Origin of the sequence: Saltatorellus ferox, from assembly GCA_007751475.1 — a bacterium.
Taxonomy (GTDB): domain Bacteria; phylum Planctomycetota; class UBA1135; order UBA1135.
In genome coordinates, this window is record CP036434.1 from 1,105,235 (window position 1) to 1,127,625 (window position 22,391).

Here is a 22,391-nt window from a genome sequence, read left to right on the forward strand (position 1 = left end):
ATCTTCCGGGGGCGCGCGCTCTTCGCAGGCCGGGGCGGCGGGCCGAGCCGCTACTCTTCCTCGTCCATTCCGAGGGCCTTGCGCCCCTCGGTGGAGATGAGCTGCGGCGACCACGCCGGCTCGAACACGATGTCGATGTCCGTGTCCTCGATGCCGTCGAGCGTGTTGCAGCGGCGGCGCATCACGTCGGGGATCGTCCGGGCCTCGGGGCAGGACTGGGAGGTCAGGGTCATCGTGATCTTGACCTTGGGCTCTTCCACCTTGACGTCGTAGATGAGGCCGAGGTCGACGATGTTCACGGGGATCTCGGGGTCAAAGACCTGGCGGAGCTGGTCGTAGACGTCTTCTGAAGTAGTCATGGAGGGGGATCGGAGTCAGGTTCTGAACGGTAGAAGCCATGGAGTAGGCCCGGACGTCGGCCCTCTCCACCCTGGCGCTCCTATTCTGATCAGACGATCTTCGGAGCGTCGACTTTTTCCGAGGCGAACGGCTCGAGACCCATCCAATCGGCCTCCAGCTGCCGGTAGAGCCCCCGGAAGTCGGTCGTGGAGGGGATGTCTCCCTGAACGAGATCGGTCAGGTCGGGCCGCGTCCCGTGCTGGCCGGCGCGGAGGCTGCCGCCGAGGAGGAGGACCGGATTGCCCCGGCCGTGGTCGGTCCCGCGGGATCCGTTCTCCTCGACCCGGCGCCCGAATTCCGAGAACACGAAGGTCGTGACCTGCTCGGAGCAGCCTGCCTCCATGAGGTTGCGCTGGAACGCGGTCAGCGCTCCGTTCAGCTGTTCCATCCGGGCGCCGTGGACCGACGCCTGGCTGGCGTGCGTGTCGAACCCGCCCAGGGAGACGTGGTAGATACGCGTGCCGAACCCGCCGCGGATCAGCTGGCCCACGAGCCGGAGTTCCTTGCCGAGCGGCGTGTCGGGGTAGGCGATCTTCGCGTCCGCGCTCGTGATCTTCGACATGCGCTCGGCCGCGTCGTAGGCGGTGCGCGCGGTCATGCGCAGGAAGGCGAGCTGGTCCGCCGTGCGGCCCTTCGAGGAGCCCTGGAGATCGCGCTCGGTCGCACTGAGTCGCGCCCGCTCGGCGGAGATCTGCTCCGACGTGCGCGCGAGCCGGAACCCACGGTCGTCCGGAACCGTGGGGGGCGTCGCCGTCGTGCCGCGCATCGAGAGCACGCTCTCGCGGCCACCCACCGAGAGTGCCGGGAGCGTGCCGGGCGCCTCCGCGAGGAGCTGGTCCGCGAGGTTCCCGAGCCAGCCGACGCGGCCGACCGGTCGGAACGGCTCGGCGGTGTGCCAGATCTCCATCGAGCGGAAGTGCGAGCGGTTCGAGTTCGGATGGCCCACGCCGTGCACGATCGCCATCTGGCCGTCGCGATAGAGCTCCGCGAGCCCGCCGAGCTTCGGGTGCAGGCCCACGTGCTCGTCGAGCTGATGCACGGCGTTCGGCTTCTGGCCCAGCGTCGGGCGCGCGCGGTAGTACGCGTCCTGGGAGTGGGGGATCACCGTGTTGAGCCCGTCGTTGCCGCCCGTGAGCTGGATGACGACGAGGATGCGCTCGCCGCCGGGCTCCGTGTTTCGGGCGATCCGACTGGCGTGGGCGAACGCCCCGTTGGCGAGGGAGCTGGCGGCCGCGCCGATCGCGGACAGACGGACACCGCCCACCAGGAAAGACCGCCTCGGAAAGGATGTCGAGCTCATACGAGGTGGTACTCCGGGGAGGTGATGACGAGTGCCGCGACCTTGTGGAGCGCGTGCCCGTCGGAGTGAGCGGAGTCAGCCGCCGACTGCAGCGCGGCGCGCATCGAGTCATCGATGCCCTCGGGCACGAGCACGCGGCAAACGGCGTCCACGGCCCCGGTGCGCTTCGCCGGGCCGAACGCAGCGGCAGCGTCGAGTCCCTTGGCGAGGGCGAAATCGGTCAGCCAGTTGTGCCGAGCGAGCCATGTGCCCGGATCGATCCAGGCGCGCCCACCGTCCCAGCCCTTGACGGTCGGCGGCATGAACAGGGTCTGCCCCATGACGCCCGCGGCTCGAACCGCGTCGACCGGCGGGATCTCGGCGCGCGTGGCCAGCACGAGCCCCACCACGAGTTCCACAGGGCCAGCGATGCGAGCGCGGCGCGCTTCTCGTGAAAGGAACACGGGATCGCGGAAGAGGCGCCCCAGGGTCCTGCCGATGTGCCATTTCTCTTCGACCAAGACGTCCGCGACGCGCTGGACGAGCGCCTCCTCGGGGTCGGGCTTCACGAAGGTGTCGAGGAGGCGCCACGCGATCCAGCGCGGGCACGACGGATGCTCCAGCACGCGGTCGATCGCCTGCTCGCCGGAGTAGACGCCGCCGCGCCCGAAGAGCTTCTTCTCACCCTTGTCGTGGTGCTCCGCGCGGAACTCGAACGCGCGCCCCGCCACGGACCAGCCGCTGAACGCGCGCGCGGCTTCCTGGATGTCCTTCTCGGTGTAGCCGCCCTGGATGCCGAGGCCGAAAAGTTCCATCACCTCGCGGGCGAAATTCTCGTTCGGCGCGCCGACGCGGTTCTGGTTGCCGTCGAGCCAGACGAGCATCGCCGGATCCTTCGCGACCGCATGGAAGAGTTCGCGGAAGTCCCCGAGGCCCTTCGAGCGGAAGAGTTCGTTCTGCACGTGCATCATGCGCACGTCCCCGAGCTTGGCGTTCGACGTCGCGAAGTGGCCGTGCCACATCAGCGTCACGCGCTCGAGCAGGGGCGCGCCGTCACCGAGGATGAGCGACATCCAGCGCGATTGAAGCGGCACGAGATTGCCCAGGGAAACCAGCTTTTCGACGGCGGGGCCTACTAGGCTCGGCGCGTGGTCGCGCCGGTTCTCCAGCTCCGCGAGCGTCGACTCGAAGCCAGCCTCCACGGCGCGCGTCACGGCGGTTTCGTCTCCGCCGAAGCCGACGCGCCGAAGAACGTGCGCCGCCGCGGCGCGATCCCAGACAGGAGCGTCCTGGCGCGGGGCGACGGATGGGAGCGAGAAGCGAGGCATGATCAGCGGAGAAGGTGAACAGTGAGCCCGGCGCGGATCGTGCGCTTCGATCGTGGCTCGGGTAGCCAGTCCGAGTGGAATTCGAAGCGCTGTACGCGGCCCAAGAGCTCCAGAAGGATATCCGCTTCCGCTTCGGCGCGGCGCTGGCTCTTGCCGTCCTCCAGGACCGAGTTCATGACGATGAGATCGCGCTGCTGCGTCAGAAGCCCGTGCAGCGGAACACCCTGTAGCTGAAGGCGATCCACGGGGATCCAATCGTCCGACCTCGTCGGCATCGCAGCTTGCGAGGTGGAGCCGCCGGAGAGCCTTTGCACGGCTTTGGCGATGGGCGCGCCGTGCGTTCCGACGAGGAACGTGCGTCCCACGACGGCGCACGCGGGCTCGAGGTTGTAGCGCAGGTCCACGCTGGACCCCGGCGCCGGAGGCTGAAGCTTCGCTCGCGTGACCGTGACACCGTCGACGGATTCCAGGCCGAGGCGCAGCCCGTCCTCGCCCTTCATGGCGCGCTCGACGTTGGTGAGCGTCACGGCGGTCTGGAAGGCGCTCGTGAGCCGGCTGCCGTTGATATCCGGCTCGTCGAGGTCGACCTCCAGGATGAGACCAGGGAGCGGAACGTCCGGTTCGGCGTTCTCCGCGAAGGCGATGGTCTCGCTGTGAAGGCGCAGCGTCGGGTGGAGGCTGGACAGCAGCTCGTCGAGGGCGTCGGGGCCGCCGACGAGCAGCGCCAGGTTGCTGAGTCCCTCCGCGATGCCTGGCTGCTGCCGCGGCGGAAAGAGGTCCGTGCGGCGATCGAGGAGGAAGTGCAGATCGCGGTGGAGCATGGCGGTGGCCACGGCGTCCTTTGGCGCGGACGACTCTTTCGCGATCGAGTCGGAAGCCGGGAACGATCCAGCGCCCTCGCCCGCGTCGACGCCGTCGCCGCGCATGCGAAGTCGCAGGGCTTCGCTGGACACGTCGAGGTCCATGGAGAGGGAGCCCGCCCGACCGAGGTACGCGAGCGCGGGACCCAGGACGAAATGGACGCCTGGCTCCGTCGCCATGGCGCGGAGGTCTTTCAACCCGACCTGGCTCTCGAGCGCATCGAGGTCGAACCAGGCGAACGTCTCCGCGATCGACGTGCTCTCGAAATGCTGGCGGTAGGCCTCGGGAATCGCCGACGAGCGGGCGGAGAGCCCCGAACAGGTGATCGCGTCCTTCCAGGTTCTGGTCAGGATCAACGTCCCGTCGCTCGTCCAGACCACGACGCCGTCCGACTTCGGAGCCTGCCAGGCCTGACGAATCGAGGGAGAGCGCCCTTCGGACTCCCTGGCGTCAACCTCGGCGAGCAGTCCGAGTCCGGACAGCGCTCCGGTGAGGTCTTCTACGGCGCTCTCCATCGCTTCACCGTCGAGGCCCCGGAGCATCACGAAGGGAGCCTCCTTCCCGGGAGTCACCCCGAGGAAACCGAGCGCGATGCCGCCGGATGCGAGCGCGTGGGCGAGTTCGAAGGGGTTCCGCCCGAGGAGCGCCTCCGCCAGCCGGAGACCCGCCATTGGATCGAACTTCTTGGCCTTCCAGTCTTCCGCGATTAGAGGCTCTTCGAGGAGCCGCGCGATCAGCGGATGGCTCAGGCCCTGACCGAGAATCGGCTCCAGTGCGCTCGATTCGATCCAGATCAGTGTGCCCTCTGGGGCATGGGAACGAAGGGATTTCGGCCCTGGTCGCATCGGCTGCGACGGATCCGCCTGCGAGGGAATGGGCGCGAAGCCGACCAGGCTGGCGGCGATGCAGAGTGGCGGTAGGAATGGAAGCATGATCGACGTAGGTGGCAGGCCAGGGGAGGCTTCACCTCTACGTCGGGTCAGGCGAGTGTTTTCCTCGCCCGGAACTCTATTCCTCCGCGCGCCTCATCCTGCGAAGGACCGTGGCTGCCGCCTGGCGGAGGGCTTCAAGCCCCGGCGTTCGTCAACAGCACGAGGATCAAGGCGGCCCACAGGACGACGCCAAGGCCCCTCTGGAGGACTACCGGGTCGTTCAAGATGTTTCGAATCGTGCTCGATCGCATGTTTCAGGCGGGCCTCAGTTCGGCCTGACCGGGGGAAGAAGTCGCGAGGGGGATGGCGTTTCAGTGCCGTTTCGCTCGCTGGCCTGGACTAGTCCGAGGTCCGCGATCGGTCACGCAGTAGAATGAACGTTCGGGGAACTCCGTTCGTCTGTTCAGGCTGCGTAAGTATGGCGCTGGTGGCTACCGGCGGGGAACACCGGTCCCTTCGAAGCCAGCCTGCGTCCGTGACCGAATGCGAATCTCATGAAGGAAATCGAAGTTGACTGCCCGTGCTGCGAGGCTCGGATCCTCATCGACGTGCGGACGAAAACGGTGCTGAGGCACACTCCGAAGGCGTCGCTCAACGAGTTCGGGCGGCCAGACGGCGGGACCGGGGCCTGGGATCGGGCCCACGCCAGGGTTTCGGCCCGGAAGGGCCGCGGCACCGACGCGTTCGACGACGCGCTCGCGCGGGAGCAGTCGCGAGAGAAGAATTTCGATGACCTGTTCGAGAAGGCGAAGGCGAAGGTCGACGGCAAGAAGAAGGCGCTGGACGGTGACGAGTCCGATGCTTGATCGGAATCGACGGGGCGGTTGGCGGACGCGCGTGGGCGCGCTCGCCTTGGCGTGCTCTGGCTGCGGCGGCGACGCCGCTCCGGGTGGCTCGCGGCCCGGTGACTTCGCGGAGCCCACGCCGGCGTCGGTGGAAGGAGCGACCGAGGCCAACATGGCCAGAACCGAGATCGACTTCCCTGACGGCGCCGTCCCCGAGGCCGCCGTCCCCGGGAGACCGAACGTGCTCATCGTGACGATCGACACCCTGCGCGCCGACCACCTCGAGGTCTACGGCTACCCGCGCGTCACGAGCCCGCGGCTCACGGAGCTGGCGGAAGCTTCCGTGGTCTTCGAGCAGGCCTACGCGCCCATGGCCACGACGCTCCCCAGCCACACGTCCATGTTCACGGGCGTCTATCCCCACGAGCACGGCGTACTGGCGAACATCTCGGACGGGCGCACCTACCAGCGCCGCGAGGATCTCATGACCCTGGCGCAGCTCTTCGAGCGGGCTGGCTACGAAACCGAAGCGGTGGTCGCGGCCTTTCCCCTCGATCCGCAGTTCGGGCTGAACGCCGGCTTCCGGTCGTACTCCGCCCCCGAGAGCAAGCAAAGGCCCGCGAAGGCCAACACCGACGAAGCGCTCGCCGCGCTCGAACGGCTCGCAGCTTCGACGAAGCCGGGCTTTCTCTGGGTTCACTACTTCGATCCGCACGGGCCCTACAACCCGCCGTACCGGTTCGAAGTGCAGTTTCGGATGGACGACGAGATCCGGGCCTACCTCGCGGAGCGCCGCTTCTCGGAGCGATCCCAGCGGCCGACCGGCCAGTGGAACGAACTCGAGGAAGGGATCGATCGCTACGACGGGGAGATCGCGTACACCGACTTCCAGATACAGCGTTTGTTGAAGGCCGCAGAAAAGAACGGCTGGCTCGACGGCGCCGTCCTGGCGGTGCTCGCGGACCACGGGGAGGGGCTGAATCAACACGATGTCCCGGGGCACGGCCTGACGTGGGAAGAGCAGCTGCACGTTCCGCTGATGCTGCGTATCCCCGGCGTCGCTCCGCGGCGGATTCCCTGGCCCGTTTCACTCGTCGACCTCGCGCCGACGCTGCTGCACGTTCTCGACGTTCCGGGGAAGCAGGAGTTTCTCGCGCAGGTCACGGGCGTCGATCGCTTCCGCACGGATATCGTGCACGGCGATGCGCGCATCCTGGGGCAGTCTTCACCGCGCCAATCGGAGGGTGGAGAGATCCGCTACGTGCTTCGTGCCGATCGCTGGAAGCTCCACCTCGACGAGGAGGGGGTCACTTCGTTGTACGACCTCGACGCGGATCCTTTCGAACTCCACGATGTGGCCGGGGACCACGGGCGCGTCGTCGAGAAGCTGGCGAGTGAACTCGAGGCGCTCCTGAAGCTTCAGCGGCGAGAGGTGCGGACGCTGGAGGCCAGCGAGCAAGTCGAAGCCGAGCTGCGCGCGCTGGGATACGGCGGGAAGTAGGCCCGGGAACTGGAATTCCTTTCCCGGTTCGGCGTGCTCCATGTGGGGAAACATCCAGGAAACCCAGGGCCTCCCTCAGGGAAGAATCCCCCGGAGTTCGATTCTCTGGGGGAAGAGGCGGCGCACGGAATGTCGCGCACTCCCGCGCGGCATTGCCTGCTGATCGAGTCCGTCGCCTCCAGCCCCCAGATTCCCATGAACGACGCCGACTCCCTCTCTGCCGCCACCACGTCCAAAACGAACCGCGAATCCTCAGATGTCGGCGCCATCGCCGAGTGGATGCGCAGCATCGAATCCCGCGAAGCGAAGAGCCTGAGCCGCGGAGGCGTGTTCTGCATCGAGCTGCGGGACCGATCGGAGGCGGGAGGTTCACTGAACAACGAACGCCTGCGCGCTATCTGGTCGAAGGTTCATCAGCACTTCGGTGGGGCCGTCGGGCTTGGATTCCTCGGCTCCGAGCGGGCCTTCGCCGTGACGCTCGACGAGAGTCAGTGGGCCTCGCTGGCGGCGTGCGTCGTGCAGGCGGCGGTGGCCGCGGGAATCCCTGCCCACGACATCGGAGTCGGCGTCGGATTCGCGCGCCAGGAGATGCGCGGCCAGCCGACCGCGGACGTTCTGCGGCTCGCGACGACCGCCGCTTCGTACGCTTCGGACACGGGCATCGGTTTCTCGAGGCGAAGTCTCGCCGACGAGCAGCGTCAGCATCGGAAGGCGGCGATCCAGACCGGCCTGGAAAAAGCGCTGGAGGGTGAGGAAGGACTGCGGCTGATCTTCCAGCCCAAGGTCGATGCGGTCTCCGGCAAGATCACCGGCGCGGAAGCGCTGCTACGCTTCGAGTGCGATGAGATCGGGCCTGTTTCCACGATGGAGCTCCTCGACGTGGCGGAAGCCTGCGGCGAGCTGGAGCGGCTCGACCGATGGGCGCTGGGGCTCGCCGTCGAGTCGCTGGCATCGTTCCAGGAGGATGGCGTCGACGCCATTCCGGTCTCCGTCAACGTTCGGGCCGAGACCGCCTTCCACCCCGGCTTCACCGAGTTCCTCGCCGGGACGCTCGCGACCTTCGGGGTGAAACCGAGCCTGCTGGAGATCGAGATCCGTGAGGACCAGGCGATGCAGCAACTGGGCAAGGCCGAGGAAGTCACACGCCGGCTGAGCGACCTGGGAGTCGCCACCGCGCTCGATGGCTTCGGCCGCAACCGGACCACGCTTGCGGACCTTCGTCGCCTTCGCGTTTCGACGCTCAAGCTCGATCGGGGCATCGTTCGCGAGATGATGTCCAATCCCCAGGTCGCCCAGCTCGCCCACGGCATGATGCACCTGTCGCGGGTGCTCCAGATGCAGACGGTCGCGGTCGGGATCGAGACGGAAGAGCAACGAAGCTACATGCGGGATGCCGGGTGCTCGTCGCTCCAGGGCTTTCTGTTCTTCTCGCCCATGGAGGGGCCGGACCTGCTCGCGCAGGTCCGGAGCGGCTCGGCCGTCGCGGCCTGAGCCTCCGCGAAAGGAATTCGGTCCTGCGGGTGAGGTGCTCACCGGTGGGGTGGCGTAACCTGAGGGCCGCCATCCCATGCTCGAGCCCCGTCCCCCAGCCTCGGCTCGCCACGGTCTTCCCCCTGCCGCCTGGGCGCTCACGGCGCTTCTCGTCGTGCTCGTCAGCCGGTACGCGGTGGGATTCGATCCGTTGCGGAGTTCGCTGTCCCTCGATGAGCTTCGCGTCCATCTCTCGTCGGAGACAGCCGCGTGGCTCGCGACGTGGATGTCCGATGGTGGCTTCGGCAGGCCACTGCCGCAGATCGGTGGGCCGGTTTTCTGGCCAGCCCATCTCCTGGCACGATTCGTTCCGGAGCCAGGGACGTTCGTCACGGTGCTGGCCTGGTCCGGCGTCGTGGCTGCGTGGCTGGCGAGTGGCGGCTGGCTGATCGCCGGCGGGCTCGCGCGGGGACGAGCCTGGCTCGTCGGAGGCGCGATGGCCCTGGGGCCGGTCCTGATCGCCTGGGCGAGCCAGCGCATGGGATCGCAGATCTCGGTGCCGCAGATCTCGGTGCCGCAGATTCCCGCCGCGGAACCCTGGGTGCTCGCGTTCGGCTTCGTGGGGCTGGGGTCGCTTCGGTCCTGGCTCGGGAATCCCTACGTCACGGCAGGGAAGCGGTTCTGGAGCGCCTTGTGGCTCGTCGTGTCGATGCACTCGATCGCGCTCGTCGCGCCGGTTCCCCTGGTACGGGACGCATGCCTCGTACTTCTCCTGGCGGCTCTCTACTTTGCGGGAACGACGAGGCGCTGGCGCACGCTCCCGAACGTCGGCTGGGCTGTCCTGGCCGCTGCCTTCACCGTTTCGCCCGTCTACGTGGACCTCTGGCGCCAGAGCCAGCAGCCCGAGAGGGTCGGAAGCCCCTCGGAGGTCCTTCCCCTGCTCGTCCCCTCGAATGCGGCCACGGAACGGTCCGCGGGCCAGTGGTCGATCGACCTCGAGCACCCGGACTTCGAGGCGGGCGTTTTCGAGGTGGACAGGACGAGAACGGACCAGCTCGGCTGGCGCCTTCCCCAGGAGGACGGCGAGCGCCTGCTCGTGCTTCCGATCGGTTTCGATCCCTCCTGGCGGCCCTTCTTCAAGGGGAGAGAGATCCAGATCGTCTGTGTCAACGATACGTACCTGGGGGTCCTCGTCACCAAGCGCGGCTGGGAGGTCAAGATCAGCTACGTGCCGCTCAGCCCCCTGGTGCTACTCGGCCAGATGGCTTTCCTGGCGCTCGGGCTCTTCGGTGGGGTCTGGTCGCTCCGCCGCGTGCTCCTGGGAAGGTAGCTTCCTGGGACCCGAATCGGGTGAATTGGAGAGCTGGAACTCCGCTCCTCTGAGTAGCCTGCGCACCGCATGTACGCATCAGGAATGGAGCTTCGGCTCGGCTATCTCGTCCGTCACGACGGACGCATGTGCACCGTCGTCTTCTGGAACATCCTCCGGAACGACCGTCGGACCTTCGTTCAGCTCCGTCTCAAGGACCTGGAAACCGGCCGTTTGACCGAGCTCAAGGAGGGCACGGACACCAAGTGGGAGGTGCTCGAGCGGGAAGAGCGAGAACTCACCTACTCCTACCGCGACGGTATCGACGAGGTCTTCTTCATGGAGTCGGGCGAGGAACTTCGCTGCCCGGTGGCGGCCGCCGAGGACGCGCTGCGCTGGCCCGCGGAGTCCTACCAGGGCATGTTCATCGAGGACGCGCTCGTCGCGGTTCTCCCGCCCAAGTACTGCACGCTCGAGATCACGGAAACCGATCCCTCCATGAAGGGCGGCGGAAGCGGTTCGAAGGAAGCCATCCTCGAGAACGGGGTCAAGGTGAAGGTCAACCTGCTCTGCAACATCGGCGACAGGGTCCGCGTCGAGACCGATACGCTCGAAGTGAAAGAGCGCGTCACGAAGTAAAGGGCCACGCGCGCCTTCGCATCAACGGGCGAGATAGAGCTCGGTACCGGGCCCCACCGGGAATCCGAGCACGAAGACCCAGAGATAGAAGAGCGCGACCCATCCCACGAGGAACGCCGCCGAGTACGGCAGCATCGTGGCGATGATCGTGCCGATCCCGAGCTTCTTGTCATAGCGCGTCGCGAAGGCGAGGATCAGGCCGAAGTAGCTCATCATCGGCGTGATGATGTTCGTCGTGCTATCGCCGATACGGTAGGCCGCCTGGATCACCTGGGGCGTGTAGCCGGACAGCATCAGCATCGGCACGAAGATCGGCGCGGTGATGGCCCACTGCGCGGACGCGCTTCCCAGCATCAGGTTGACGAAGCAGCAGAGCAGGATGAACGGCAGGAAGATCACGGGGCCTTCGAGGCTGAAAGATCGGATCAGATCGGCGCCTTCGACGGCGAGGATCAGTCCGAGGTTCGTCCACTTGAAGAACGCGACGAACTGCGCGGCGAAGAAGACGAGCACGAGGTAGAGCCCCATCGAGGCCATCGCCTTCGACATCCCGTCGATCACGTCGCGGTCCGTTCGCATCGTGCCGGTGACGCGGCCAAAGACGACGGCGGGCACGATGAAGAACACGAAGATCAGCGCGACCACGCTCTTCAGCGCGGGGCGGATCTTCTCCACGAACGTGGCGTTCGCGGCCGCTTCTGGGTTGGAAAGAAACTTCGGGTCCCGCAGCGGCGCGCCCTCGGGAAGCGTCAGGAGCGCCAGTCCGATGGCGAGGACCACCAGCGCGATGGCGCTGAGCTTGAGGCCCTTCTTCTCGGGCGCCGTGAGCTCCTGGAGCCCGCCGCGGCTCGCGTCGAGCGCGCCGTCCTCCGCGCGGGATTCGTCGTAGTCGCCGAGCCAGGGAGCCACGACCTTCTCCGTCACCAGCGTGCCGACGATGGTGATCAGGAAGGTGCTGACGGCCATGAAGTACCAGTTGGCCGTGGCGAGGACCTCCTTCGGGCCGCCGCTGGCGTAGGCGCCATCGACGATCGCGGCGGCCTCGGTCGTGATCCCGGCGAGGAGCGGATCGACGGTGCCGATGAGCAGGTTCGCGCTGTACCCGCCGCTGACGCCCGCGAAGGCCGCCGCGAGGCCCAGGAATGGATGGCGCCCGACCGAGTGGTAGATGACCGCGGCGAGCGGGACGAGCACGACGTAGCCCATCTCGGACGCCGTGTTCGAGAGCACGGCGGCGAAGATGATGGTAGGGGTGAGGAGCCTCCGTGGCGCCGCCAGAACGAGGGCGCGGATGCCGGCCGAAAGCAGGCCGGAGCGTTCGGCGACGCCGACGCCGAGGAGAGCCACGAGCACGGTTCCGAGGGGCGCGAAGCTCGTGAAGTTCGTCACGAGGCCGGTGGAGATCCGGCGGAGCCCGTCCGCGGTGAGCAGGCTGACGACGCGGATCTTCCCGTCGGGGCTGCCGCCGCGCTCCGGCGAGCGGATGTCGTCGACCTCCAGCCCGAAGTGGGCGGCCACGGCGCTCACGACCACGACGCCGAGGGCGAACAGGGCGAAGAGGGTCACCGGGTGCGGCAGGAGGTTCCCGAGTCGCTCGACGAAGTTCAGGAAGGCCGCGAGGACGCCTGAGCGGGGGCGATCGAGCGCGGGTTCGGGGGGGCTAGAAGTCTGCGCCATCGGGGGAGTTTACGCGTGGGTCCCGCGGGCGCCTCCCCGTAAACTGCCGTGATGACCGAGAGCCGCTATCGCGCCGTGAAGGCGTACGAAAACCTCGCGTGGATCCACAGCCGTGACGCCCGCGCCCTCCGCATCCTCTCCGAGTACATGGAGCCCGAGTCGCGCTTCGAGGAACTCGGGGTCAAGGACACCATCGTCGTCTTCGGCTCGGCCCGGCTGCTGCCGAAGGACGTGGCAGAGAAGCGGCTGGAGGACGTCAAGAAGGGCGGAGGCGACGTCGCCAAGGCCGAGCGCGACCTCCACATGTCGATGTACTACGAGGCGGCGCGCGAGCTCTCCAACCGGTTGACCGTCTGGTCGAAGTCGCTCGGTGAGGGGCAGCAGCGCTTCGTGATCTGCTCCGGCGGCGGCCCTGGCATCATGGAGGCTGCGAACCGCGGTGCCCACGAGGCGAAGGGGATGAACGTGGGGCTGAACATCAGCCTGCCCTTCGAGCAGAACGACAACCCCTACATCACCCGCCGTTTGAGCCTCGAGTTCCACTACTTCTTCATGCGGAAGTTCTGGTTCACGTACCTCGCGAAGGCGATCGTCGTGATGCCCGGCGGCTTCGGCACCCTGGACGAATTCATGGAGGTCGTGACGCTCGTTCAGACGCTGAAGATCAAGAAGACGCTCCCGATCGTGCTCTTCGGGAAGGAGTTCTGGGAGAAGGTCATCAACTTCCAGGTCCTGATCGATTACGGGACGATCAGCCCCAACGACATCGATCTGTTCTTCATCACGGATTCGATCGACGATGCTTTCAAGTATGTGACGAGTAAGCTCGTGGAAGATGGGCTGCCGGAACCGGGAGCCCACCTGTAGGGAGGGGCCGTTCGGTCTATCCTCTACGTCCCATGGCACTCCTCGAACTGCGCGGCATCAAGAAGTCGTACAAGAGCCCCGACGGGCAGATTCAAGAGATCCTCGACGTTCCGGCGTTCGACGTCGAGGCGGCCTCCGAGGTCGCCATCGCCGGGACGAGCGGCTGCGGGAAGACGACCTTCCTGAACATCATCGCGGGGCTCCTGACGCCGGACGCCGGCCAGGTTCGCTTCGAGGGGCAGGTCGTGAGCGATCTCGGCGAGGCGAAGCGCGACGCGTGGCGCGCGAAGAACCTCGGCTACGTCTTTCAGACGTTCCAGCTTCTCGGCGGCTACACCGCGCTCGAGAACGTGTTGCTCGGCATGACGTTCGGGCCAGGCGCGGACCGCGATTTCGCGGCGGCTCTGCTCACCCAGCTCGGGCTGGGCGATCGTCTTCGCCACCGGCCCAGCCAGATGTCGATCGGCCAGCAGCAGCGCGTGGCGCTCGCGCGCGCGCTCGCGAATCGCCCGAAGATCGTGCTCGCCGACGAGCCGACCGGGAACCTCGATCCGCGCTTCGCCCTCGAGGCGCTGGAGATGCTGCGGGGCCTCTGTCGCGAGCACGGCGCGGCGCTCGTGTGCGTCAGCCACGATCCGCGCGTGCTAGAGGCCTTCGACAAGAGCCTCGACTTCCGCGACCTCAACCTGGCCATGGCGCGCGAGGTGCCGTCGTGAGATCCCTCTTCATGATCGTGGCGCGATCGCTGCGCCAGCACGCGGTTTCGACCCTGATCACGGTCGTCGCGGCGGGGCTCGCGAGCGGACTCGTGATGAGCGTCTTCACGGTGTCGGAGCAGTCCAAGGTCGCGTTCACCGGCGGCGACATCGGCTACGACGCGGTGCTCGGCGCGAAGGGCTCCCCGCTGCAGCTCGTACTGAACACCGTCTATCACCTGGAGACGTCACCGGGGAACATCCCGTGGGCGGTCTACGAGGAGACGAAGGCCCGGCCCGACGTTCGCTACGCGATTCCCTACGCGGTCGGCGACAACCTGCGCGGCTATCGCATCGTCGGGACGACCTCGGAGATCTTCGACGTGTTCGAGTACCAGCGGGGCAAGGGCTTCGACTTCGATCGCGGCCGAGCGTTCAGCGACGACCGTATGGAGGCCGTGCTAGGCGCGAAAGCGGCGAAGGATCTCGGTCTGGACATCGGCTCCGAGTTCCGCCCTTCCCACGGTGTGCGGTTCCAGCCCGGCACCGAGCACGCGGAGGTGTACGTCGTCACCGGCGTGCTGGAGGCGACGAACACGCCGGCCGACCAGGTCGTGTGGATTCCGATCGAGGGGATCTACCGCATGGAGGGTCACAAGGTCGCCGAGGGCAAGGAAACCGTCGAGCGCGGTGCCAAGCTGATCCCCGACGAGTGGAAGGAAGTCTCCGCCGTCATGATCAAGTACCACAGCATCGCCGCGGGCATGTTCCACAAGAACGACGTGGACTCCGGCAAGCTGTACACCCTGGCCTGGCCCATCGCCGACGTCATGGGCGGCTTCTTCAACAAGATGGGGTGGATCACTCAGATCCTCCTTTACGTCGCCTACCTCGTCGTGGTGGTAGCGGCCTTCGGCCTCCTCGCCAGCATCTACAACACGATGAACGAGCGCCGCCGCGAATTCGCGATCCTGCGGGCCCTGGGGGCGCGCAAGAGCACCGTTTTCTCGGTCATCGTTCTCGAGGCGGCCACGATCGCCTTCCTCGGCAGCCTGCTCGGGTACGCTGTGTACCTGGGCATTCTGTCGGTGGCCACCGTCGTCATCCGGGACCAGACCGGGGTCGTCATGGAGGCGTTCGCCTACCACCCTGCGCTCCTCTGGACACCCGTCGGGATGGTCGTCATCGGCGCTTTCGCCGGTGTATTTCCGGCGTTCAAGGCCTACTCCACCGACGTCGCGCGGACCCTCGCCTGAGGGGTCGTACGACCGCCGGATCCGCTTGTCCCATTCTTTCATCGCCATGCTTCCATTCCAGAACGCCTTCCGCCTCGGCATCGCCGCGGCCACCATCGTCGCCGTTGCCGCTTGCTCAGGGAGCGAAGCGAGCCATGAGGGCCATGACCACGCCGAAGGGGAAGGGCACGCTCACTCGGCCAAGTTCGGCGGGACGCTCGTCGAACTCGGGGATCACTTCGCGAACATCGAGTTCCTTCACGATCCCGCGACCGGCGACGTGAAGCTCTTCACCATGGATGCGCACGCGACGACGTCCCAGCGCAGCTCCACGGAAGCCCCCGTCCTGACCATCAAGCCCCATGGGGATGAGGTGGGCTTTCAGGTCACGCTGGCGCCGCGCGTCGGCGGCGTGACGTCCACCGAGAAGGTGGGCGACAGCTCGCTCTTCACGGGACAGCACGACTCGATCAAGGGACTCGATCACTTCATGGTCGTCGTCTCGGAGATCTCGCTGAAGGGGAAGACCTTCGAGAACATCGAGTTCCTGCATCCCGCTGATGCCCACGATGAGGCCGAAGGGGGAGATCACGGCGATCATGAAGGCCACGACCACGAGGATTCGGATGGCTGATTCCTCGCGTTCCTCGCGACGTCTCGAGTGGGTCTGTGTGCTCGGCGGAGCGGCCGTGATGGCGCTCTCCATCGCGTGCGGTGACGCGGCCGTCGAGGGCTCTCCGAAGGGCGAGACCCGCGGTGGAGAAGTGATCGCGGAAGGCCGCAGCTTTGCCGACGAGTCTCCCATCGAGGCGCGACCGGACCTGGTGACGATCGCGAACGACGCGCGGGCGTCGAAGGGCTCCGGTCAGCCCGTGGGGCTCAGCGGTCTGGCGGAGAGCGTCGACCCCTCGATGCTGACCGATGACGCGCTCGCGGCGAATCCGCTGGAGATCGGCGTCGAGAAGCGCGCGCCCTTCGTGCTGGCGCCAGGTGCGGATCCCCTCGACCCCGCGTCGTACGACTGGGAGAAGGACAAGGACGGTTACTGGATCATCAGCTACAGCGACCTGTCGCTCACGGACGTCGACAAGGAGACGCTCCTCGACGCCCTCGTCTACCCGGACGAGTACGAGGACGAAGGCGAAAAGATCCAGTTCCCCGATCGCATCCGATCCCTCGACGGCAAGAAAGTCGCGCTGACCGGCTACATGATCGCGCTGCGCTGGAACAAGAACAAGCTGGAGCACTTCATGCTCGTGCGGGACCTGAAGAGCTGCTGCTTCGGCCAGCAGCCCGAGGCCGACGAGTGGGTCGATGTGCCGATGAAGGGTGAGGGCACGAACTACATCCAGTTCGTCCCGGTCGTCACGCGCGGCGTGTTCCACCTCGCCGGATCGAGCGACGCCGCCGGCTACGCCGTGGGCGCGTACAAGATCGACGGCGACGACGCGCGCGAAGAGTAAGCGTTCCGCGAATGCATCTCGGCGCCGGGCGTAGAGTCCCCCCATGAAGTCCCGATCGGAAGTCACGGCGCCCTACTGTCTCCGCTGCCACGGACCGCTGGTGGAGGGCTTCGACGCCTCCATCCGGTGTCCGGCCTGCGGCGCGCAGAACCTACGCGTGGACATGGGCACCTTCTGGACTCGCTCGCGCGAGGCCATCCACTCGCAGGAGAAGCTGCAGGTCGGCGGTGCGTTTCTGATCGTGCTCGCGACGACCGCGCTCATGGTCACGGATGTGAATCCGATGGAGACCGGCTGGAAGGTCTTCGCGCTCTTGGGCGCGCTGATCCCGATGATGCTGTGGTGGGATCTGGCGAGCCTTCGCACGCGCAAGCGCTCTCGCTATCGAAGCGAGGTGCTGATGCCGGCGGCGCTTCTGGTGGTGAGTGCAGGTCCGCTTCTGTGGTGCCTTTTCCAGTGGCTGTCGCGGCGTTCCCCGAACCTGCCGGTGGCGCTCAAGGAGACGGCTGTGTTGCTCGTGGTCGTGTTGCCGCTCGCGTACGGGTCCCGGCTCTTCGCAGCCCGGGTGGAGCGACTTCGGCGCAGCGCCCAGGCCGAGCATGCCCAGCACGCGGGGGAGATCGCGCAGGAGCGGATTCCGACGATGCGTCGGCCCGAGCGAAAGGTGGCCGCGGCGGAGTCGGTCGAGGCTGTCCGCGAGGCGAAGGGGCTGGTCGGTTCGCGGCCGTCCTCTACCTACCAGGGCCTGACCCTCGGCGGCAAGGACGCCTTCTGCCTCTACTGCTTCGCCCCGATCTCGCCGATCGTCGTGGCGAGCCGAGGGTGCGACGTTTGCGGGCGCACGACCCGCAAGGTCGACCAGGCCGTCTACTGGAGCCGGAACGAGCGTCACCTCCGGATCGAGCGCCGACTGAAGGCGTTCGGGGTGCTGGTGGCCGCGGTCGGGCTCCTTCTGGTCTTCCTCAATGCGCCAGAGCTGAGCCGCCGCGTGTTCTGGGGAGCGCCGTTCTGCGGCGTCCTCGTCCTGGGTCTTCTGGGGGTCTGGTGGGACCTCGCGGGGATGGTGACCCGGTATCGCTCGGTGCTCCGGCTCGAGGCCATCTTGCCGCCGATCGTGGCGGGCTCGGGCGTGATCGGGGTGACCATGGTGCGCGCGGTCGAGGCCACGAAGTTCCCGGAAGCGCGGGACTACTGGGGCAACAAGATCGAGCCCGCCGTAGACTGGCTGCCCTACACCTACGCCTGGCCGTTCGTGGTGCTGGGGATCGCTTCCTGGTTCCTTCTGCGCTGGCTTCTCAGCTGGCGGAGCGAGGTGATCGCGCGCTCCCTCGCCCAGGGGCGCATCCGGATGGTCGAGAGCCTGCCAGGGTTCGCTGCGCGGCAGCAGCCTGATACGGTGGGACGATGAATCGAGACTTCGACATCGTCTTGCTGGGCGCGACCGGCTTCGCGGGCGGGCACGCGGCGGAGCGGCTCGCGAAGGTGGCGCCGGACGGTCTTTCCTGGGCGGTGGCGGGCCGTCGGGCCGACGCGCTCGCGGCGCTATCGAAGCGGCTGGGCTGCGGCCACGTGGTGGCCGATGTCGAAGATACGGAGAGCCTGACCGCCCTCGCGCGCAGCACGCGCGTCCTGCTCACGACCGCGGGACCCTTCGCGAAGCTCGGCGGACCCGTCGCGGACGCCTGCGTGGCCGAGCGGACCCACTACGCCGATCTGACCGGCGAGGTTCCGTTCATGCGCGGCCTCATCGATCGGCATCATGCGCGCGCGAAGGCCGAGGGAACCACGCTGCTCCCGGCGTCCGGCTTCGACTCGGTGCCCGCAGAGCTTGCCGCGTTCACGGCGATGGAGGAGGCGCGCCGCCGCGGCGTTCGGCTCGCGTCCCTGCGGACCGTGTATCGACTGCGCGGCGGGTTGAACGGCGGAACGCTCGCGTCCGCCATCGACATCATGGAGAACGGCGACCGGCGGCTGCTCGCGGACCCCTACTCGCTCGTGCCGAACGCCAGCGCGAGCGGGCCTGAGCGTCGCGCCCTCGCCGATCCCACGCGACCTGTCTTCGACGAGACCGGCGGCCGTTACGTCGCTCCGTTCTTCATGGGAGCGATCAACCGCCGCGTCGTCCGCAGGATGATCGAGCTCGCGCGCGCCGGGGAGTCGCCTGCGATCGAGGGCGACCTGATCGATGGGCTCGGGGACACGTTCCGCTACGACGAATATCAGTCGGTGTCGAAGGGCCGCGGCTGGCTGGCCGCCTGGACGACCACGGCGCTTCTAGGGGCGGGCGTCGGGTTGCTCTCGACGGGCGTCGGCCGAAGGCTCGCGCGCCGTTTCGGTCCCTCCCCCGGCGAGGGGCCGTCGGAGGAGACGCTTCGGAAAGGCCTCACCCGGATGACGACGACGGCCTTCCTGGAGGGCGGTGGCACCTTCGTCATCGAGCAGGACATGCAGGGCGACCCCGGCAACGCCGCGACGGTGCGGATCCTGGTCGAGGTGGGGCTCGCGCTCGCCGCGGGCGAGGCGCAAGGGGGCGGGGTTCTGACGCCGGTCAGCGCGCTGGGTGCGCGGCTTCGCGAGCGCCTCGGTTCGACGGGGCAGCACTCCGTGACCGTCGATCAGCGCCCGGCCCCGGGCTAATGGACGACGGGGCCACCGATCGACGCGAACGCAGCCCGTACCCGCTTCGCCAGCTCCCGCGTGCGCGGGTCGGACTGGCTCAGCTCTTGGTCGGAGGGGATCGAGGCGCAGAGCTTCGCGCCGAACTCACTGAGCACGGCGGGGCGCAGGCCCTCCATCGGCTCCTCGTTCTTCGCGAGGATCAGGTTCAGCGGCGACGGATTGCTCGCGTCCTGGCGCGGCAGGAAGTAGCCCTCCATATCGCAGCCCGCGCGGCCCCAGAAGACCTGGTCCTCCAGCGGCGCCTGCGCTTCCTTGCCGGCTTTCACCAGCGCGTCGGTCGTTCCCGTCGCGAGCTGGATCCGCACCGGGTTGCCGTAGCCGACGACCAGCACGTCGTCGGCCGTCCAGCGCAGGTAGTAGTCGCCGCGGCGGCACGACTTCAGCTGGAGCCCGATCACCGCGTTCTGGATCGGTGGGGCCGCTTGCGCAATGGGGGCTGGGCCGTCCACGAGCAGGCCGCGCTCGCTCTCGGGGAGCTGGGCCTCTGACTTCGCAGCCGCCTCGCGAACGCGCTTCTCCAGCGCCGCGACGCCCGCGCGGTTGAGGTTCGTGTCCGGCGGCAGCTCGGGGTTGTACTCGCCAAGATCGATGCCGCGGTCCATGAGCGCGCGCATGGCGTCGTAGCGCGCCATCTTCCCGAACGGCACGCCGAAGAACGCGTCGTCACGGCGCATGTCCTCCAGCAGCCAGAGGAGCGCGTAACCGTGACCGCGCGCGTGAAGCTGGAGCGCCGCCTCGCGCCGTACGATGTCGTTCTCGTCGGAGAGGCGGGCCACGGCGTGCTGGAGGTAGCTCTGCCGCGCGGCTCCCTCCGCGCCCTCCGTCAGCGTGTAGAGCGCATCGAGCGCCGCCAGCCGGACCGGCGCGATCGGATCCTCCAGGTAGCGCACGAAGAGCTCCTTCTCCGAGGGCTGCGGATGAAGCGAAAGCCCCCGGGCCGCCGCCGGGCGCCAGGGGAACTCGCTGTCCTCCAGCGCGGGCCAGAGCCTCTGGCGGAGCTTCGTTCCGCTCTCGGAGTTCTCGAAGGCCCCGAAGGCCTCGACGAGGTTCGTTCCGAGGAGCGCCAGCTGTTCGTTCGTCTCCCCGGCGACTTCCAGGATCCGGCGCGCCGCGGGTTCTCCCAGTCCGACGAGGCGATCCGCGGCCTGGGGCCGGATCACGGCCGATCCGCGTCGCGCATGCCCCAGGAACGTGTCGATTTTCTTCTGCAGCTCGGCGTCGGGCGCTTCCGTTGCCTGAGGGGAGGCGTTCGGTCCAGGGGTGGCGTGAGCCGCCCCGGTCAGCAGAGGCAGAGCGATGAGGGCGAGCGTGGCGTACCGGCCGAAGCCTGGCCGAGGAAGACGTTCCATGGTGCAGTCGATGTGCGCGGGAGTCCCTATCGCGGAAGTTCCGGGGTCCGGAGTCGATAGAGGCTCGTGATGAACCCGTCGGTCTCCTCCTCGCTGGCGTGGAAAACACCCTCGAGCGTGATGCGACCGGGGATGTACTTGGTACGGCCCTTCGTCAGGGTCACGTCGACGAAGTGGTTGATCTTCGAGCGCCCGCATTCGCAGGACTCAGGCACGAGTTCGAACGACTCCCGTCCCTCCAGCGTTCCGATCGCCATGTAACCCCAGAGGCTGACGCGTTTGCCGTCGAGCTCCTGAACCCACTTCGGAAGCGCGCGCCCCCGGCGATAGTTGACGTTCTTGAGCGCCAGGATCGAGACCTCGATGGCGTCGCCGCCGCCGCCGGGCTTCGGGCCACGCTCGTACGCCTTCAGGGCCATCTCGCCGACGCTCTTCGTCGTATCCATGAGGAGGCTCGGGGCGGCGAGGATTCCCCCGAGGAGCACGATCAGTATGTAGAGAGGCATGACGCGCCTTATTCTAGTCCCTGGCGAGCAAGCTCTCGATCTCTGACTCGAATCGAGTTCTCAAGGCGTCGTAAGCATCGCCCGTGGCGGGGCCGCTGAAGCCGGTATGCACGGCGCTGACGTTTCCCTCACCGTCCATGAACACGGTGGTGGGGTAGGCGCGGATCCGGTCCACCAGCGGGAAGGCGGCCGATGCGGCGGCCTTGTCCGAGATCCCGCCGACCAGGATCGGGTAGGTGGCGCCGTGGTGCGCGGCGTAGTCGGCGATGGCGCGGCGATGGGCCGCGGGGTCGTCCCCGAGTTCGAACGCGATCCCGACGATCCCGAGATCGTCGTACTGCCGGTCGAGCTGGACCAGGTACTCCGTGAGGTCGTTGCAGTTCGGACACCAGGTGCCGAACAGCACCAGGACCCGGGCCTTGGCGCGGAACGTCTCGTCGTCGAGGCTTCGAAGGGTGCCCTCGGCGTCGGTGAAGCGAACCTCGGAGAGCGGAACCCCGCCGACCCATTCGGTCAGGGCGAAATCGTCGGGCAGCGCGGCGTCCTTCGACTTCTCGGCGCTCCAGGTCGTGTGGTAGGTGTTCCGGGACCAGAAGTCGCCCTGGAGGGTGCCGTCGCTCTGGCGCCGCGCCGTGAAGAGGAACGCATGGGCCCCGTCGAAGCACGACAGGTGCAGGGCGTTGCCGTCGCTGTAGCCCGCGAGGTAGCGGTAGTCGCCCAGCGTCGTCAGGAAGGTGCCCGTGGCGCGGCCGGAGGGCTCGACCTGGAAGAGCCCGACCGAGGGATCCTCGTCGCCTTCGAACTGGACGGCCCAGCGCCCGCTGATGCGGGAGACGGCTTCCCCGGAGAGCTCCGGGATCTTCGGCGGGGTCGCGTCGTCGACGGCGGCGAAGGGGAGCATCGCAGGCTTCGGCCCGCCGTGATCGCGCTCCCAGGCGCCCACGAGGGAGCTGCCGTCCGACTCCAGCGTCGCGACCAGGCGGGATCGGTAGGGGGGGATCGCGAATTCGATTCCCCCGTCGGTTTCTTGGACGAGCCCGGCCGGGCGCCGCTCCGATCCGTTGATCAGGAACGCGCGCAGGCCCTCCGGCTCCTCCTCGAAGTCGAGGCCGAAGGTCAGCGGGCCGCCGGGGGAGAGCAGGCTCCCGCGCCAGTGCCCGGCTTTCGGAAGCCCGGTGATTTGGCCAGCCTGTTCCTTGGCCCGCTCGCTGGTCCCCGGCTTGCTGGCCGCTGGTCCGCTCGTCCCTGCACCGCCAGCCGCCGGAGCCTCGGTCTTCGCCTCGGGCGAGCCTCCTTCGCAGCCCGGGAGAGCGAGGATCGACGTGGCGAGCACGGCCGGGACGGCCAGCGAAAGCGCCGCGAGGCATCGGGTGGCCCCGGGTCGGAAAGTTTTGCGCATCCGATCAGAGTATCGACT

Annotated in this window: 20 protein-coding genes; 12 read left to right on the forward strand and 8 right to left on the reverse strand. The window is 67.7% G+C overall.

From position 1 onward, the window contains the following. Positions 1 to 50: 50 nt before the first annotated feature. The 4 genes from Poly30_RS04100 to Poly30_RS04115 all read right to left on the reverse strand — a co-directional run bounded on the left by Poly30_RS04100 (position 51) and on the right by Poly30_RS04115 (position 4,799). Positions 51 to 359, reverse strand: coding sequence for a metal-sulfur cluster assembly factor (locus tag Poly30_RS04100; protein WP_145194752.1), 309 nt, complete (start codon positions 357 to 359; stop codon positions 51 to 53). An 89-nt stretch (positions 360 to 448) separates the two neighbouring features. Beyond that, positions 449 to 1,699 (reverse strand): DUF1501 domain-containing protein, encoded by a 1,251-nt coding sequence (locus Poly30_RS04105; protein WP_145194753.1) that lies wholly within the window; start codon positions 1,697 to 1,699, stop codon positions 449 to 451. Beyond that, on the reverse strand, positions 1,696 to 3,006 hold the full coding sequence (locus Poly30_RS04110) for a DUF1800 domain-containing protein (RefSeq protein WP_145194754.1): 1,311 nt from the start codon (positions 3,004 to 3,006) through the stop codon (positions 1,696 to 1,698). The genes Poly30_RS04105 and Poly30_RS04110 overlap by 4 nt, the downstream gene beginning before the upstream one ends. Positions 3,007 to 3,008: 2 nt before the next feature. Further along, positions 3,009 to 4,799 carry a hypothetical protein gene (locus Poly30_RS04115; RefSeq protein ID WP_145194755.1) on the reverse strand — a complete coding sequence of 597 codons (1,791 nt, stop codon included), beginning with the start codon at positions 4,797 to 4,799 and terminating at the stop codon, positions 3,009 to 3,011. A 494-nt stretch (positions 4,800 to 5,293) separates the two neighbouring features. Between Poly30_RS04115 and Poly30_RS04120 the strand changes: the two genes are divergently transcribed. The 5 genes from Poly30_RS04120 (at position 5,294) to Poly30_RS04140 (ending at position 10,503) form a co-directional block, all read left to right on the forward strand. Next, entirely contained in the window at positions 5,294 to 5,605 is a 312-nt protein-coding gene (locus Poly30_RS04120) for a hypothetical protein (protein ID WP_145194756.1), read from the forward strand. Continuing rightward, positions 5,598 to 7,085, forward strand: a complete 1,488-nt coding sequence (locus tag Poly30_RS04125) for a sulfatase family protein (RefSeq protein ID WP_145194757.1) — start codon at positions 5,598 to 5,600, stop codon at positions 7,083 to 7,085. The genes Poly30_RS04120 and Poly30_RS04125 overlap by 8 nt, the downstream gene beginning before the upstream one ends. A gap of 195 nt (positions 7,086 to 7,280) precedes the next feature. Then, a complete protein-coding gene (locus Poly30_RS04130; protein WP_145194758.1) occupies positions 7,281 to 8,576 on the forward strand; it encodes an EAL domain-containing protein in 1,296 nt (431 codons plus the stop codon). Positions 8,577 to 8,652: 76 nt separating this feature from the next. Next, positions 8,653 to 9,885: a hypothetical protein gene (locus tag Poly30_RS04135; RefSeq protein ID WP_145194759.1), complete on the forward strand. Its 1,233-nt coding sequence runs from the start codon at positions 8,653 to 8,655 to the stop codon at positions 9,883 to 9,885. A gap of 69 nt (positions 9,886 to 9,954) precedes the next feature. Further along, positions 9,955 to 10,503: a hypothetical protein gene (locus Poly30_RS04140; protein ID WP_145194760.1), complete on the forward strand. Its 549-nt coding sequence runs from the start codon at positions 9,955 to 9,957 to the stop codon at positions 10,501 to 10,503. Between the two features lie 21 nt (positions 10,504 to 10,524). On the opposite strand, the gene Poly30_RS04145 is transcribed toward Poly30_RS04140, so the two are convergent. Then, entirely contained in the window at positions 10,525 to 12,180 is a 1,656-nt protein-coding gene (locus Poly30_RS04145; RefSeq protein WP_145194761.1) for an AbgT family transporter, read from the reverse strand. A 51-nt stretch (positions 12,181 to 12,231) separates the two neighbouring features. On the opposite strand from Poly30_RS04145, the gene Poly30_RS04150 reads away from it, so the two are divergent. Genes Poly30_RS04150 through Poly30_RS04180 form a run of 7 tightly spaced genes read left to right on the forward strand, consistent with a single transcriptional unit; the run spans position 12,232 to position 19,077 of the window. Then, on the forward strand, positions 12,232 to 13,047 hold the full coding sequence (locus tag Poly30_RS04150; RefSeq protein ID WP_145194762.1) for an LOG family protein: 816 nt from the start codon (positions 12,232 to 12,234) through the stop codon (positions 13,045 to 13,047). A 32-nt stretch (positions 13,048 to 13,079) separates the two neighbouring features. Beyond that, positions 13,080 to 13,763, forward strand: a complete 684-nt coding sequence (locus Poly30_RS04155; protein WP_145194763.1) for an ABC transporter ATP-binding protein — start codon at positions 13,080 to 13,082, stop codon at positions 13,761 to 13,763. Further along, positions 13,760 to 14,998 carry an ABC transporter permease gene (locus Poly30_RS04160; protein WP_145194764.1) on the forward strand — a complete coding sequence of 413 codons (1,239 nt, stop codon included), beginning with the start codon at positions 13,760 to 13,762 and terminating at the stop codon, positions 14,996 to 14,998. Before Poly30_RS04155 ends, Poly30_RS04160 begins: the two co-directional genes overlap by 4 nt. A 46-nt stretch (positions 14,999 to 15,044) precedes the next feature. After that, positions 15,045 to 15,611: a hypothetical protein gene (locus Poly30_RS04165; RefSeq protein ID WP_145194765.1), complete on the forward strand. Its 567-nt coding sequence runs from the start codon at positions 15,045 to 15,047 to the stop codon at positions 15,609 to 15,611. Beyond that, on the forward strand, positions 15,604 to 16,440 hold the full coding sequence (locus Poly30_RS04170) for a DUF3299 domain-containing protein (RefSeq protein WP_419190930.1): 837 nt from the start codon (positions 15,604 to 15,606) through the stop codon (positions 16,438 to 16,440). Before Poly30_RS04165 ends, Poly30_RS04170 begins: the two co-directional genes overlap by 8 nt. Before the next feature lie 43 nt (positions 16,441 to 16,483). After that, positions 16,484 to 17,848: a hypothetical protein gene (locus Poly30_RS04175; RefSeq protein ID WP_145194767.1), complete on the forward strand. Its 1,365-nt coding sequence runs from the start codon at positions 16,484 to 16,486 to the stop codon at positions 17,846 to 17,848. Beyond that, on the forward strand, positions 17,845 to 19,077 hold the full coding sequence (locus Poly30_RS04180; protein ID WP_145194768.1) for a saccharopine dehydrogenase family protein: 1,233 nt from the start codon (positions 17,845 to 17,847) through the stop codon (positions 19,075 to 19,077). Before Poly30_RS04175 ends, Poly30_RS04180 begins: the two co-directional genes overlap by 4 nt. Here Poly30_RS04180 and Poly30_RS04185 read toward each other — a convergent pair. The 3 genes from Poly30_RS04185 to Poly30_RS04195 are packed head-to-tail and all read right to left on the reverse strand — an operon-like array spanning position 19,074 to position 22,373. Continuing rightward, positions 19,074 to 20,468: a HEAT repeat domain-containing protein gene (locus Poly30_RS04185; RefSeq protein ID WP_145194769.1), complete on the reverse strand. Its 1,395-nt coding sequence runs from the start codon at positions 20,466 to 20,468 to the stop codon at positions 19,074 to 19,076. The genes Poly30_RS04180 and Poly30_RS04185 overlap by 4 nt on opposite strands. Positions 20,469 to 20,494: 26 nt before the next feature. After that, complete coding sequence (locus Poly30_RS04190) at positions 20,495 to 20,974, reverse strand: hypothetical protein (protein ID WP_145194770.1); 480 nt, start codon at positions 20,972 to 20,974, stop codon at positions 20,495 to 20,497. A 13-nt stretch (positions 20,975 to 20,987) separates the two neighbouring features. Continuing rightward, positions 20,988 to 22,373, reverse strand: a complete 1,386-nt coding sequence (locus Poly30_RS04195; protein ID WP_145194771.1) for a TlpA family protein disulfide reductase — start codon at positions 22,371 to 22,373, stop codon at positions 20,988 to 20,990. Between the last annotated feature and the right edge of the window lie 18 nt (positions 22,374 to 22,391).